This window comes from Micromonospora sp. ATLC20, assembly GCF_057196585.1.
Map to the genome: position 1 here is coordinate 1 of NZ_JBXUOV010000162.1, position 13,216 is coordinate 13,216.

The 13,216-nt window shown below is 72.5% G+C and carries 14 protein-coding genes; 7 read left to right on the plus strand and 7 right to left on the minus strand.

Annotation, left to right across the window (positions count from 1 at the left end):
• Nucleotides 1-515 precede the first annotated feature (515 nt).
• Nucleotides 516-1,217 (plus strand): AMIN-like domain-containing (lipo)protein, encoded by a 702-nt coding sequence (locus AC2CHG_RS25035; protein WP_355509747.1) that lies wholly within the window; start codon nt 516-518, stop codon nt 1,215-1,217.
• Between the two features lie 12 nt (nt 1,218-1,229).
• On the opposite strand, the gene AC2CHG_RS25040 is transcribed toward AC2CHG_RS25035, so the two are convergent.
• The 4 genes from AC2CHG_RS25040 to AC2CHG_RS25055 all read right to left on the minus strand — a co-directional run bounded on the left by AC2CHG_RS25040 (nt 1,230) and on the right by AC2CHG_RS25055 (nt 2,830).
• Nucleotides 1,230-1,511, minus strand: a complete 282-nt coding sequence (locus AC2CHG_RS25040; protein ID WP_262014320.1) for an SCO0607 family lipoprotein — start codon at nt 1,509-1,511, stop codon at nt 1,230-1,232.
• Between the two features lie 71 nt (nt 1,512-1,582).
• Nucleotides 1,583-1,858, minus strand: coding sequence for a hypothetical protein (locus AC2CHG_RS25045; RefSeq protein WP_013287312.1), 276 nt, complete (start codon nt 1,856-1,858; stop codon nt 1,583-1,585).
• A 47-nt stretch (nt 1,859-1,905) separates the two neighbouring features.
• Nucleotides 1,906-2,337: a RusA family crossover junction endodeoxyribonuclease gene (locus tag AC2CHG_RS25050; protein ID WP_135241065.1), complete on the minus strand. Its 432-nt coding sequence runs from the start codon at nt 2,335-2,337 to the stop codon at nt 1,906-1,908.
• Nucleotides 2,338-2,542: 205 nt separating this feature from the next.
• Nucleotides 2,543-2,830 carry a ribbon-helix-helix protein, CopG family gene (locus AC2CHG_RS25055; protein WP_357211472.1) on the minus strand — a complete coding sequence of 96 codons (288 nt, stop codon included), beginning with the start codon at nt 2,828-2,830 and terminating at the stop codon, nt 2,543-2,545.
• Between the two features lie 372 nt (nt 2,831-3,202).
• Between AC2CHG_RS25055 and AC2CHG_RS25060 the strand changes: the two genes are divergently transcribed.
• Genes AC2CHG_RS25060 through AC2CHG_RS25075 form a run of 4 tightly spaced genes read left to right on the plus strand, consistent with a single transcriptional unit; the run spans nt 3,203 to nt 7,540 of the window.
• The gene (locus AC2CHG_RS25060; RefSeq protein WP_355509754.1) at nt 3,203-4,486 is read left to right on the plus strand and encodes an ABC transporter substrate-binding protein; all 1,284 of its coding nucleotides are present in this window, start codon (nt 3,203-3,205) and stop codon (nt 4,484-4,486) included.
• Nucleotides 4,483-5,484 (plus strand): carbohydrate ABC transporter permease, encoded by a 1,002-nt coding sequence (locus AC2CHG_RS25065; RefSeq protein WP_262014316.1) that lies wholly within the window; start codon nt 4,483-4,485, stop codon nt 5,482-5,484. Before AC2CHG_RS25060 ends, AC2CHG_RS25065 begins: the two co-directional genes overlap by 4 nt.
• A 1-nt stretch (nt 5,485) precedes the next feature.
• Entirely contained in the window at nt 5,486-6,322 is an 837-nt protein-coding gene (locus AC2CHG_RS25070; RefSeq protein WP_135241062.1) for a carbohydrate ABC transporter permease, read from the plus strand.
• Between the two features lie 9 nt (nt 6,323-6,331).
• Nucleotides 6,332-7,540 (plus strand): ABC transporter ATP-binding protein, encoded by a 1,209-nt coding sequence (locus AC2CHG_RS25075; RefSeq protein WP_262014315.1) that lies wholly within the window; start codon nt 6,332-6,334, stop codon nt 7,538-7,540.
• Nucleotides 7,541-7,770: 230 nt separating this feature from the next.
• On the opposite strand, the gene AC2CHG_RS25080 is transcribed toward AC2CHG_RS25075, so the two are convergent.
• Both AC2CHG_RS25080 and AC2CHG_RS25085 read right to left on the minus strand, forming a co-directional pair.
• Nucleotides 7,771-8,874 carry a winged helix DNA-binding domain-containing protein gene (locus AC2CHG_RS25080; RefSeq protein WP_484525703.1) on the minus strand — a complete coding sequence of 368 codons (1,104 nt, stop codon included), beginning with the start codon at nt 8,872-8,874 and terminating at the stop codon, nt 7,771-7,773.
• A gap of 203 nt (nt 8,875-9,077) precedes the next feature.
• Nucleotides 9,078-9,569, minus strand: coding sequence for a GNAT family N-acetyltransferase (locus AC2CHG_RS25085; protein WP_262014313.1), 492 nt, complete (start codon nt 9,567-9,569; stop codon nt 9,078-9,080).
• A gap of 85 nt (nt 9,570-9,654) precedes the next feature.
• Here AC2CHG_RS25085 and wrbA point away from each other — a divergent pair, with 85 nt between their 5' ends.
• Entirely contained in the window at nt 9,655-10,272 is a 618-nt protein-coding gene (gene wrbA / locus AC2CHG_RS25090) for an NAD(P)H:quinone oxidoreductase (protein WP_120569050.1), read from the plus strand.
• 66 nt (nt 10,273-10,338) lie between these two features.
• Here the strand turns inward: wrbA and AC2CHG_RS25095 are convergent, their stop codons facing one another.
• A complete protein-coding gene (locus AC2CHG_RS25095) occupies nt 10,339-12,258 on the minus strand; it encodes a chorismate-binding protein (protein ID WP_484525704.1) in 1,920 nt (639 codons plus the stop codon).
• 259 nt (nt 12,259-12,517) lie between these two features.
• On the opposite strand from AC2CHG_RS25095, the gene AC2CHG_RS25100 reads away from it, so the two are divergent.
• Nucleotides 12,518-13,216: FGGY family carbohydrate kinase (locus tag AC2CHG_RS25100; RefSeq protein ID WP_484525705.1), on the plus strand; the 699-nt coding region annotated here is incomplete at its 3' end.

The following is a 13,216-nucleotide window of genomic DNA, read 5'->3' on the forward strand; positions in this document are numbered from 1 at the left end:
GGCGTACGGGCGCTGCACGTGGCCGCGCTGGCGCTCGTCGCCGGGGCCGTCGCGGCCCGGACCGTGCCGCCGCGGCAGGCCGGGCGCAGTCCGCGTCTCGAAGTCGAACAGCGCGAAACCGGCTGACCCCGTTACGCCGACATGCCGCAATTCGGCATAGACATCAATCACAAGCGCGGTCGCCGGTCATCGCTTGTCCGGCCTGCGCGGACGCGCCTAACCTGAGCCGGCGCCCACGGCTCGTCGGGGTGAGACGGGGGCGCACCGGAGTCCGGTGGTAAGAGCACCGTGGAGCTGAGTGCGGGCATACCGGCTCGCCGCGCGGAGCCCGGCGGAAGGCGTCGTGCCACGCCTGCCGGGTTCCTGTGGCGCAGACCGCTACCGAACCGGACGGCCGGGGTCAGGACCGGGGAGTTGCGGACCCGGTCCTGACCCGTCCGGCACCATTTGCTGCCTGGCGGATTCCGGGTGGGACGCCTCTGGTGCGTGAGCCGGTCACGGAGCGACACTGAGTCATGACTCCTCAGCGCGTACCGCTGCTCGCCGGCCTGGTCGTGCTGCTCGCGGCGGCCTGCACGGCGACCGGCCACGACGGCGCGTCCACGGCGCCCACCCCGACGGTCGCGGCGGCGTCCGCGCCGGCCGCCACCGGGACGCCGGAGGCCACGCCCACCCCGCCGGTGCCCACCGAGGCCGAGCCGGTCGCCGGGTCATGGCACGCCACCTGGGGCTGGGCGGTGCCCGGCGGCCCGGTCCGGGTGGCCCATCGGGTACGGGTGCCGGTCGCCCCGCCGCCCGGGGAACCGCTGCCCGTCCTGGTGGCGATCGACGTCGGCGACCACCCGGTGGAGGGGTTCAGCCGGATCACGTTCGCCTTCCGCGGACCCACACCGTCCTACGAGGTCGCCTACGTGCCGCAGGTGGTGACCGAGGGCCGCGGGGCACCGGTCACGCTGCCCGGCACCGCGTACCTGTCGGTGCGGTTCGACCCGGCCCAGGCGCACGACGCCCGCGGCGGCGGGACGGCGGACCTGCCACCGGCGGCGATCCGCTTCCCGACGCTGCGCGGATGGGCGGTGGCCGGCGACTACGAGGGCCACCTCAGCTTCGGGCTCGGCCTGCGACCGCCCGACGGCGGCCGGCTACCGGTGCGGCTGGGGGAGGCCGACCGCCCGGACGGCACGCACGTCGTCTCGGTCGACGTTCGGCGAAGCTGACGCGGGCCCGCGTCAGCGGTCGATGACCCTGTTGTCCTCGTCGATGCCGTGGGTGCGCCAGTAGACGTCCCACTCGTCGTCGACGTACTTCGGCACCTTGCCCTCCGGGTAGCGCACGTACGGCGGGGACGGCTCCTGGCCGTCCGGCACGCAGGAACTACCGCCCTGCGGACCGACCGCGATCACCGGGTACTCGTCGCTGCCGCAGATGCTCTGCCGCAGGGAGCAACCGGTGGTCGCCATCAGCCCGGTCAGTCCGAGCACGGCAAGAACGATCATGATTCGAGTTCGCACGGGGAGAATTCTCGCCGCCCCGGGCGGACCCGCCATCGGTACGCGTACTCAATTCCGGGGTAGCCCGGGGCTCAGGTCAGCTCGCCCCGCACGATCGCCACCGCCACCCGGCAGAACTCGTCCATGTCCGGCTGGAAGCCGGCCGCGATGTCCGGGTGCAGGCCGGAGCGGGTCTCGTCGAGCAACCGACGGCAGACGTCCTCCACCGGCTCGCCGGCGTAGCCGGCGCGGACCCGGTCGGCGGCCGCCTGCAGGGCCGACGTCAGCTGATCCTCCAGCGGGCCGCGCAGCTTCTGCTGCACCGGATCGAGCCCGCTCGGGTCGAGCGTGACATGTGGCTCCGACATCGGCACTCCCTTCGTCGGCGTCCGCGGTACCCCACCGCGGACGTCGGTCAAACCATCGTCGGTACGGCCGACACCCGGACCAGATACGAGAACTCCTCCGCCGGCTCCTCGACGTACGACAGCCGGCGGATCTGCCGGTCGTCGGACCAGAGCGCGACGTCGACCAGCACCCCGAGGTGGGCGAGACCGATGGAGGAGACCCGCTTCTTGTCCTGGAGCACCGCGCACACGCCGCCCAGCAGCGTGCTGGCGTCGGAGGTGCGGTGCCCGGGGGGACAGCGCAGGGTCAGGTCCACCTCGACCGGACCGGTCAGCGGGGTCCACCCGGTGCGCTGGGCCGCCGTGCAGGCGGCCTGGAGCAGGGTGCGGACCCTCGTCGCCTGCCGGTGCCCGGCGGCGAAGATGGACAGGGCCTCGGTCTTGACCGGGGGCAGGCCGCTCACCTCGAACGTCAGGGCGAGAGCGCGGGTGTCCTGCACGACGGCACCTCCTCGGGGGGAATCCTGCCCAACCGGGGAACGCGCGCACGGCACTTCCCGTCAGAACCAACCGATCGGGCGGGCGATGGGGGACGGCCGGAGGCGCATCGGCGTCGACGGCGACGCGCCGGCTACGGAGCTAGGGAAACGCTAGTCGAGCCGGCTGACGCTGGGTAGCCTCCCTGCTCACTGAGTGGGACGGCCGTCAGGCCGCCTCGCCGGTGTGCCGAGCCAGGTATTCGTCGATCGCCCTGCGGATCAGACCGGAACGCCCGCCCTTGTCGTTGCCGGCCAGTTCGTCGAGCCGCCGGACGATCGTCGAGGGAAGTCTGACGCCGGTCACCACCATCGGCACGTTCTCCGGCGCAGGCGCGGGTCCGAGATCAGGTCCCCGGGTCGCTTCCCTCAGGAGCTCCGAGATGTCGCCGCCCCGGTCGAAGTAGGCCACCAACTCCTCACGGCTCATCGTCCGCGGATCGCGGTCAGCGCTCATCGCGTTCCCTCCATCCACTGCTTGACCTCATCGGGAGTGGCCGGCCGAACGGCCAGGATCCCGTAGCTGTCGACCTTCCCGATCCGTTCGCAGCTCAGAGACGTCGTGGCGGGCGGCGCTCACCTTGCCGGCGTCGGTCCACGCGTACTCGCGTTCCAGCAAGGGAGAGCGTACAACGCGTAAAACGCTGGTGGTGAGCGGCGCGCGGGCGCCGTCACATGTCCGTGATGTTTCGCTCCGTCGCAGGTCGGGCACGTTCAGCCGCACGACACGCCCGGGGCGTCGGGCGATCGGGCCGATGCCCCGGTCGTCTCGCCGTGCGCCGGGGCACGGGTCACCCCCCGGTTCTTCGCCGATGAGAGGGGGAGGGTGATGACGACAGTCCCCGACACGGCCGCACGGCGGCCGGCCGGACGCGCGGCGGCGGCAGCCGCCGCGCTGGCGTTGGTGGCCCCGCTGGCCGCCTGCGGATCCGGCGGCGACGGCGGCGTCCCCACGATCAACCTGTACTACCCGCCGGAGCAGAACCTGCAGAAGGTCGTCGACACCTGCAACACGCAGGCACAGGGGCGGTACCGGATCGACTACCGGGTGCTGCCGCGCGAGGCCGACGAGCAGCGGGTGCAGATGGTGCGGCGGCTCGCCGCGCAGGACAGCGGGATGGACGTGCTCGGCCTGGACGTCACGTGGACCCAGGAGTTCGCCAGCGCGAAGTGGATCCGGGAGTGGACCGGCCAGGACAAGGCCGAGGTCGAGCAGGGCACGCTGGCCGGCCCGCTGGACACCGCCCGGTACGAGGACAAGCTCTACGCCGCGCCCAAGAACACCAACGTGCAGCTGCTCTGGTACCGGTCCGACCTGGTGTCGCAGCCGCCGAAGACCTGGGACGAGATGATCTCGGCCGCCCAGCAGCTCAAGGAGCAGGGTAAGCCGTACCAGGTGCTGACCATGGGCGCCCAGTACGAGGGCCTGGTGGTGCTCTACAACACGCTCGCCGAGAGCGCCGGCGGCAAGATCCTCAGCGACGACGGCAAGAAGGCGGAGATGGACGCCGGCGCGGTCCGCGCGCTCGACCAGCTCCAGAAGTTCGCCACGTCGGGCGTGACCTCGCCGTCGTTCAGCAACGCGCTGGAGGACCCGGTGCGGCTGGAGTTCCAGTCCGGCAAGGGCGCGTTCCAGGTGAACTGGCCGTTCGTCTATCCGGCGCTCCAGGAGGCCAACCCCGACCTGGCGAAGAACGTCAAGTGGGCCCGGGTGCCGGGCATCGACCCGGGCACCCCCAGCAAGGTCACCATCGGCGGGGTCAACCTGGCGGTCAGCACGTACTCGAAGCACCCGGAGGAGGCGTTCGAGGTGGCACGCTGCCTGCGCAACGCCGAGAACCAGAAGTTCTCCGCCGTCAACGACGGTGTGCCGCCGACCATCGAGGCCGTCTACGACGACCCGGAGATGACCGAGGCGTACCCGATGAAGGAGACCATCCTGGAGGAGCTGAAGGAGCCGGCGGTGCGCCCGCTGACCCCTGCCTACCAGAGCATCTCCACGGTGATGTCGGCGATCCTGTCGCCGCCGTCGGCGATCCGGCCCGAGCAGACCGCCGACGAGCTGCGCAAGGCGATCTCCGACGCGCTGGAGTCCAAGGGGGTTCTGCCATGAGCGTGAACGCCACCCCGGCCGGCGCGCAGGCCGCCGCCGAGGCCGATGCTGAGCAGCCCGGCGGACGGCACGCCGCCGTACCGGAACAGCGGTCCCGGCGCGGCTCCCGCGCCCCGCTGAGTGACAACAAGCGCGCCGAGCGGCGCCTCGGCCTGCTGCTGTGCGCGCCGGCCGCGCTGGTCATGGTGCTGGTCACCGCGTACCCGATCCTGTACTCGGTCTGGCTGTCACTGCAGCGCTTCGACCTGCGCTTCCCCGACGAGCGGCAGTTCGTCGGCCTGGAGAACTACGTCACCGTGCTGACGAACGACTTCTGGTGGACCGCGTTCGGGGTGACCGCGCTGATCACCGTGGTCACCGTCGCGGTCGAGCTGGTGCTCGGCATGGGCCTGGCGCTGATCATGCACCGGACGCTCGTCGGCCGCGGCATCGTCCGCACCGCCGCGCTGATCCCGTACGGCATCGTCACTGTGGTCGCCGCGTTCTCCTGGCGGTACGCCTGGACGCCCGGCACCGGCTACCTGGCGAACCTGTTCGACGGCAGCGCCCCGCTCACCGAGCGGGCCAGCTCGCTGGCGATCATCATGCTGGCGGAGATCTGGAAGACCACCCCGTTCATGGCGCTGCTGCTCATGGCCGGGCTGGCGCTGGTGCCGGAGGACCTGCTCAAGGCGGCCTCCACCGACGGCGCGACGGCCTGGCAGCGGTTCACCAAGGTGATGCTGCCGGTGATGAAGCCGGCCATCCTGGTCGCGCTGCTGTTCCGCACGCTCGACGCGTTCCGGGTCTTCGACAACATCTTCGTGCTCACCAACGGCGGCAACGAGACGTCGTCGGTGTCGATGCTCGCCTACAACAACCTGATCCGGGGCCTGAACCTCGGCATCGGCTCCACGATGTCGGTGCTGATCTTCATCACCGTGGCGATCATCGCCTTCGTGTTCGTGAAGCTGTTCGGCACCGCTGCCCCGGGCAGCGACGATGGGGAGAGGCGCTGACATGGCAGTGGAAACCACCACGCGGGCGAAGGTGCGCTGGGGCCTGCTGGACGTCGTGGTCGTCGTCTTCGCGCTGGTCCCCGTGCTCTGGATCGCCTCGCTGTCGTTCAAGACCCCGGCCACGCTCACCGACGGCAAGTTCTGGCCGCGCGAGTGGACGCTGGACAACTACCGGACCATCTTCGACACCGACCAGTTCGTCCGCGCCCTGGTCAACTCCATCGGCATCGCGCTGATCGCCACCGCGATCGCCGTGGTGCTCGGGACGATGGCCGCGTACGCGATCTCCCGGCTCGACTTCCCCGGCAAGAAGCTGCTGGTCGGCGTCTCCCTGCTGATCGCGATGTTCCCGCAGGTGTCGCTGGTGTCGCCGCTGTTCGAGATCGAGCGGCAGCTCGGGCTGTTCGACACCTGGCCCGGACTGATCCTGCCGTACATCACGTTCGCGCTGCCGCTGGCGATCTACACGCTGTCGGCGTTCTTCAAGCAGATCCCGTGGGACCTGGAGAAGGCGGCGAAGATGGACGGCGCCACCCAGGGGCAGGCGTTCCGGCGGGTGATCGCGCCGCTGGCCGCGCCCGGCGTGTTCACCACGGCCATCCTCGTCTTCATCTTCTGCTGGAACGACTTCCTGTTCGCGATCACGCTCACCTCGACCGAGCGGTCCCGCACGGTCCCGGTGGCGCTGCAGTTCTTCACCGGTGAGTCGCAGTTCGAGGACCCCACCGGGGCGATCTGCGCCGCCGCCGTGGTGATCACCGTGCCGATCATCCTGTTCGTGCTCTTCTTCCAGCGCCGCATCGTCTCCGGTCTGACCTCCGGCGCAGTCAAGGGATAGGTGGTAGCAATGGCCGACATCGTGCTGGACAAGGTGAGCAAGCGGTTCCCGGACGGGACCACCGCCGTACAGGACGTCGACCTGGAGATCGCCGACGGCGAGTTCGTCATCCTGGTCGGCCCGTCCGGCTGCGGGAAGTCCACCACGCTCAACATGATCGCCGGGCTGGAGGACATCAGCTCCGGCGAGCTGCGCATCGGCGGCGAGCGGGTCAACGACAAGGCACCCCGGGACCGCGACATCGCGATGGTCTTCCAGTCGTACGCGCTCTACCCGAACATGACGGTGCGGGAGAACATGGCGTTCCCGCTGCGGCTGGCGAAGATGGACAAGGAGACCATCAACCAGAAGGTCGACGAGGCGGCGAAGGTGCTGGAGCTGACCGCGCTGCTGGACCGCAAGCCGGCCAACCTGTCCGGCGGCCAGCGGCAGCGGGTGGCGATGGGCCGGGCGATCGTCCGCCAGCCCAAGGCGTTCCTGATGGACGAGCCGCTGTCGAACCTGGACGCCAAGCTGCGGGTGCAGATGCGCACCGTGGTGTCGCGGCTGCAGAAGCAGCTCGGCACCACCACCGTCTACGTCACCCACGACCAGACCGAGGCGATGACGCTCGGCGATCGGGTGGTCATCATGCGGGGCGGCGCGGTGCAGCAGGTCGGGCCGCCGCAGGAGCTGTACGACCACCCGCGCAACCTGTTCGTCGCCGGTTTCATCGGCTCGCCCTCGATGAACTTCGTGCACGCCGTCGTGGAGGACGGCCGGCTGCGGACCGCGCTCGGTGACGTGCCGGTCGGCGACCGGATCCGCCGCGAGCTGGAAGGCGGCGACGCGCCCCGCGAGCTGATCCTGGGCATCCGCCCGGAGCACTTCGAGGACGCGGCGCTGATCGACGACGAGACCCGTCGCCGGGGCATGGAGTTCGAGGCGCCTGTGGACATCGTCGAGTCGATGGGCTCGGACAAGTACGTCTACTTCACCGTCGAGGGGGAGCGGGCCACCGCCGCCGAGCTGGAGGAGCTGGCCGCCGACACGGGTGCCGCGGACTTCGCCGGCGCCGGGTCGAACCTGGTCACCCGGCTGTCGGCGGAGTCGCCGGTACGCGAGGGCGAGTCGCGCCGGGTCTGGTTCAACCTGGAGAAGATCCACCTGTTCGACCCGGGCAGCGGCCGCAACCTGACGCTGCACGAGGGCCGGTCGGCCGGAGCGCTCGCCGACTGATCCCTGGATGCGTGCGAAGGGCCGGTGGTGCACGCCGCCGGCCCTTCGGCCTTGCCACGCTCTGCTCTCCCTTCCCTCGCCGCCCGGCCGAACCGGTGAGTGGAACGCCATGGGTGCCTCGGCGCGGTTTTGACACCCATGGCGTTCCACCCGACACGGGCGCGGGGGAGCAAGAGAGAAGCCGCGCAGCACCAGAGAAGAAGAGGAGAGGTACGGCGGGAGCCCTCCGCTCACCAGGAGTGGCGCAGCTCCAGGCCCAGGAAGCGGGCGTACGCGGTCAGGGCGGCGTCGACCCGGGAGCGCAGCGCGGCGTCGAACGGCACGAGCTGCTGCACCTTCACCGTGACCGCCTTCGCGCCGATCGTCCGCGTCCAGGTGCCGGCCACGCGCCCGCCCCGCACCACAGTCGACCGGAACACCCCGTTGTTGCCGGGGACCACAGCGGCGGCGTGCGCCGGGTCGAGCATCAGCGAGCGGTCCTTGAAGCCGAGCAGGTATTCGTCGAAGCCGGGCAGCGTGTGCAGGTCGTCGACCGGCGCGCGGGGCGCGTCGAGCAGCGCGGCGTCGACCACCACGGGCTCGCCGTCGACCTCGACCGGGGCGAGCAGGTCACCGGCCAGCGTGATGGCCCGGGTCGCGTCGGTGACGGTCAGGCCGGTCCACCGCGCCAGCTCGTGCCGGCTCACCGGGCCGTGGCCGCGCACGTAGCGGTGCGCCAGCAGCGCCAGCGCCTCGTCGCGCTCCGGGCGGCGCGGTTCGGGCGCCCACTCGTCGAGCAGGGCGAACGTCTGCTCGGTGCCGACGTGCGGCGCGATGCAGGTGACGCCGCGCTGGCTGGCGTACCAGAGCAGGTGGTAGCCGCGCTGACCGTCGGTGGCCAGCCCGGCGGCGCGCAGCGCCGCCACGCACGCGGCGCGGGAGAGCCGGCCACCGCCGGCCAGCGCCGCACCCAGCACCTCGCCGGCCCGTTCGCCGTCGGCGACGGTCAGCCCGAGCTGCCGCCACCGCCCGGCGATGCCGGCCAGCGTCCGCACCCCGGTCAGGTCCAGCATCCACCGCGCGTCGCGTGCCGGGACCAGATGCACGGTGCCGCGCATCGGCCAGGTGCGCAGGGCCTCGCGTCGCTCCAGCGCCGCGCGGACGTCGTCCTGGGTGGCGCCGGGAAGGCGTACGCCGAGCGACCACAACCCGCTCGCCGCGTCCTGCGCCTGCATGGCGCCGAACCACTCGACCACGTCGGCGACGCCCCGCGGGCGGGCGGCGGGGTGCGGGCGCAACAGCAGGCCGGTCATGCGTAGCGCGAGCGCCTCGGCGCGGTTGAGGCGTACGGTCACGGGCGTCAGCGTAGGCCCGGGGTACGACAGTGCGGCCCCTGATCGCGCTGCGCCGGCGGCGCTGCCGACATCAGCGCGATCCCCCGTTCAGGTTCCCGGCGCGGGGGCGGCCGCTGCGGCCGGCGCCGGTCCGATCAGCATCCCGTGTGAGCTGGACCGGGACAGCGATTGCCGGCGGAACTTGCGCAAATCTTGAGCCACGCTCAGTCCAGGCGCCGGTGCATGACCAGCAGATCGACGTACCCCCGGGTGGGGTGCCGGAAGCCCTCCGGCACCCGGCCGATCACCTCGAAGCCCAGCGACCGCCACAGCTCGACGGCCCGGGTGTTCGTCGCCACCACGGCGTTGAACTGCATGGCCCGGTAGCCGTCGGCCCGGGCCGCGTCGAGCACGTACGCCGCCAGCGCCCGGCCGACGCCGCGCCCGGCGGCGGCCGGGGCGACCATGAACGAGGCGTTCGCCACGTGGTCGCCGGGACCGCCCTGGTTCGGCGCCAGCTTGGCCGAGCCGAGCACCGCGCCGTCCGGCGCCGCCGCGACCACCGTCCGCGCCGGCGCCGGCGGCATCCAGAGCCTGCGGGCCTGCTCCTCCGTGACGTCGCGGGGCCAGGTGTACGTCTCGCCGGCCGCGACGATCTCGCGCAGGAACGGCCAGATGAGCGGCCAGTCGGCGGGCGTGGCGGTGCGGATCTCCACCTGGAGAGCATGCCACGCCCGGAGTTTGACGGAACAAGTAACGGGTAGTCGCCGGAGCTGACCCGAAACGAGGAGGGAACGTCTGATGGATGGCCAGGTCAAGGTCGCGGTGATCTATTACAGCGCGACCGGCATCACCTACCAGATGGCGCAGGCGGCTGTCGAGGCGGCGGGGGAGGCCGGCGCCGAGGTGCGTCTGCGCAAGGTACGTGAGCTGGCGCCCGACGAGGCGATCCGCTCCAACTCCGGCTGGCAGGCGCACCGGCTGGAGACCCAGGACGTGATGGAGGCGCAGCCGGACGACCTGTCCTGGGCCGACGTGATCATCATGGGTTCGCCGACCCGGTACGGCATGATCGCCGCCCAGCTCAAGCAGTTCATCGACACCACCGGCCCGCTCTGGGCGGCCGGCGCGCTCGCCGACAAGGTCTACAGCGGGTTCACCTCGACCGCCACGTCGCACGGCGGCCAGGAGGCGACGCTGCTGTCGCTGTACACGGTCTTCTACCACTGGGGCGGCATCGTGGTGACCCCCGGCTACACCGACCCGAGCCAGTTCGTCGCCGGCAACCCGTACGGCGCCTCGCACACCAGCAACAACGGCGAGGTCGCCCCGGACCACGTGGCACTGGCCGCCACCGCGCTGACCGCCAAGCGGGCCGTGCTCATGGGCGCCGCGCTGAAGCGGGGCATGGCCGGCTGACCCGACTGGCGACCGGTGGCCGGGCGGGGGCTCTCGAACCCGCCCGGACCACCGGTCGCCAGTGCCCTACCCGCGATCGGCCGCTCCATGCGCGCTCAGCGCCGGCCGGTCGAGCAGGTGCCCGAGCAGGTCCGCCAGGACCCGCGTGCCGTCCTGGCTCAGCACCGACTCCGGGTGGAACTGCACCCCGGCGAAGCCCGCGCCGCGCAGCGCGTGCACCGCGCCGTCGGCCGGATCCCGGGACACCTCGACCGGGCCGTACGGTCCGGCGACCCGGTCGGCGGCGGCGCGGGCGGTGAAGCTGGCGTAGAACCCGACCCGCCGCGTCGTCCCGAACACCGGCACGTCCTGCGGCAACCCCTGGTACGGCGCGTCCCGGCGGTGCAGCGGCAGGCCCAGCAGCCCGGCGAGCAACTGGTGGCCCAGGCACACCGCGAGCGTCGGCCGGCCGGACGCGAGCAGCTCGGTCAGCAGCGCACGCAGCGCCACCATCTTCGGCGCGGTCGCGTCCCGCGGGTCACCCGGGCCGGGGCCGACCACCACCAGGTCGTAGCCGTCCAGCGGCCCCGGGTCCGGCCAGTCCCGCCGGGTCACCGCCAGGCCCAGCGCGCCGAGCTGGTGGGCCAGCATGCCGGTGAACGTGTCCTCGCCGTCGACGATCAGCGCCCGGCGCCCGGCCAGCCCTCGTAGCGCGAGCGCCCCCGGTTCCCGCTGCTCCAGCCAGAACCGGGCCAGCGGGGCGTTGCGGGCGGCCAGCGCGGCGCGTACCTCGGGGTCGTCGGCGTACCGGACAGCCGGTTCGGTGGCCGAGTGCGGCGCGTCCGGGCCGAGGCCGAGCGCGGCAAGCACCCCGGCGGCCTTGGTGTGCGTCTCGGCGACCTCCCCGGCGGTGGTGGAGTGCCGGACCAGCGTGGCGCCGACCGGCACGCGCAGCGCGCCCTCGGGTGAGATCTCGGCGGTACGGATCAGGATCGGCGCGTCCAGCGTCTGCCGGCCCTGCTCGTCGCGGCCCAGCAGCGCGAGCACCCCGGCGTAGTAGCGCCGGCCGGCGCGCTCGTGCCGGGCGATCACCCGGCAGGCGTTCTCCATCGGGCTGCCGGTGACGGTCGGCGCGAACATGGTCTCCCGCAGCACGTCGCGCACGTCCCGGGAGCAGCGCCCGGCCAGCAGGTACTCGGTGTGCGCCAGGTGCGCCATCTCCTTCAGGTACGGCCCGACCACCTGGCCGCCGCGCTCGGCGACCACCGCCATCATCTTCAGCTCCTCGTCCAGCACCATGTACAACTCCTCCACCTCCTTCTCCTCGTGCAGGAAGCGCAGCAGCTCAGCCCGATCGACGGTCTCGCCCCGGTGCCGGAAGGTGCCGCTGATCGGGTTCATCTCGACCAGTCCGTCGGCGACGCTGACGTGCCGCTCGGGGCTGGCGCCGACCAGGATCCGGGTGCCGGTGTGCACCAGGAACGTCCAGTACGCGCCCCGCTCGCGCAGCAGCAGCCGGCGCAGCGCGGCCAGGCCCGCCGCCAGCGGGTCGCCCTGCACCGTGGCGCGCATGGTGCGGTGGATGACGAAGTTCGCGCCCTCGCCCCGGCCGATCTCGTCGGCAAGCACGCGTTCCACGATCGCCGCGTACTCGTCGTCGGCGATGTCGAAGCCGGCGTCGCGGGTGCGTACCTCGGCGTCGGGCAGGTCGTCGAGCAGGTCGGCCAGCGGTATCCGCCGGTGCTCCTGCACCGTCAGGAACTCCAGCGGCAACCCGTCGTCGACGCACTCGAATCCGCGTTCGGTGACCTGCCGGAACGGCACCAGGGCCAGCGTGTGCGGACCGGCGCCGTGCTCGGGCAGCGGCAGGTCGGCGAGCAGGCCGGCGGTGCGTACCGGGCCGGTGAACAGGTCGACGTGGTCGGTGCCCTCGCGGCGGACGAGCGCGAACGGGCCGGGGTCGCGGCCGGCGGCGACGGCGGCGAGCGGGTCGGACGGGCGGGTCATCGGGTCTCCTCGGTGGGCCGGTGGCCGCCGGTGAAGGCGACCCGGGATGCCGGGAGAGACCGGCGGCCGCCTCGTCGGGCGGCCGCGTGGGGAAGCTACGCGCGGGGATGGGCCGCCGGGTCGGCGGGCCACCAGCAGGACAGGTGCGCGGGCATGACGGTCACTGTACGCGACCGGCGGGAGCCGGGGAACCCGATCGCGCGGCACCGGGTACGGATCTTGGCGTGGCCGCCGGTCCCGCCGGGTAGGTTGACCGGCGATGGACATTCTCGCTCTGGACCTGGGCACCTCCTCGGTGCGCGGCCTGGTGCTCGACGCGGACGCGGTGCCGCGCCCGGGCGCGCTGGCCCGGCGGCGGGTGCCCCTGGTCACCGGCGACGACGGCAGCGGGACGCTCGACGGCCCGGCCTACCTGGCGTGCCTGATCGAGTGCGTGGACGAGCTGGCCGCCGGTGGGCACCTGCGGGACGTCGACCTCGTGGCGACCTCCGCGCAGTGGCACTCGGTGCTGCCGCTGGCCGCCGACGGTACACCGTCGGGGCCGGTGCTGACCTGGCTGGACACCCGGCCGGAGCCGCTTCCCGGTGCGACCGGGCCGGCCGACCCGGACGACTTCCACCGGCGTACCGGCACGTGGTGGCACCGCTGCTACTGGTCGGTGCGGCTGCCCTGGCTGCGCGAGCGCGCCGACGGGGCCGCCCGCTTCACCGGGCTCACCGAGTACGCGCTCGGCACGCTGCTCGACGAGGCGCCGATGTCCATCTCGCTGGCCTCCGGCACCGGGCTGCTCGACCTGCGGCGCCTGGACTGGGATCCGGAGGCGTGCGAGCTGGCCGGCGTACGTCCGGATCAGATGCTGCGGCTGGCCCCGGACGGCTGGCACGGCCGGCTGAACGCGGCGTACGCGCGGCGCTGGCCGCAGCTGGCCGGCGCGCGGTGGGCGCCGCCGGTCGGCGAC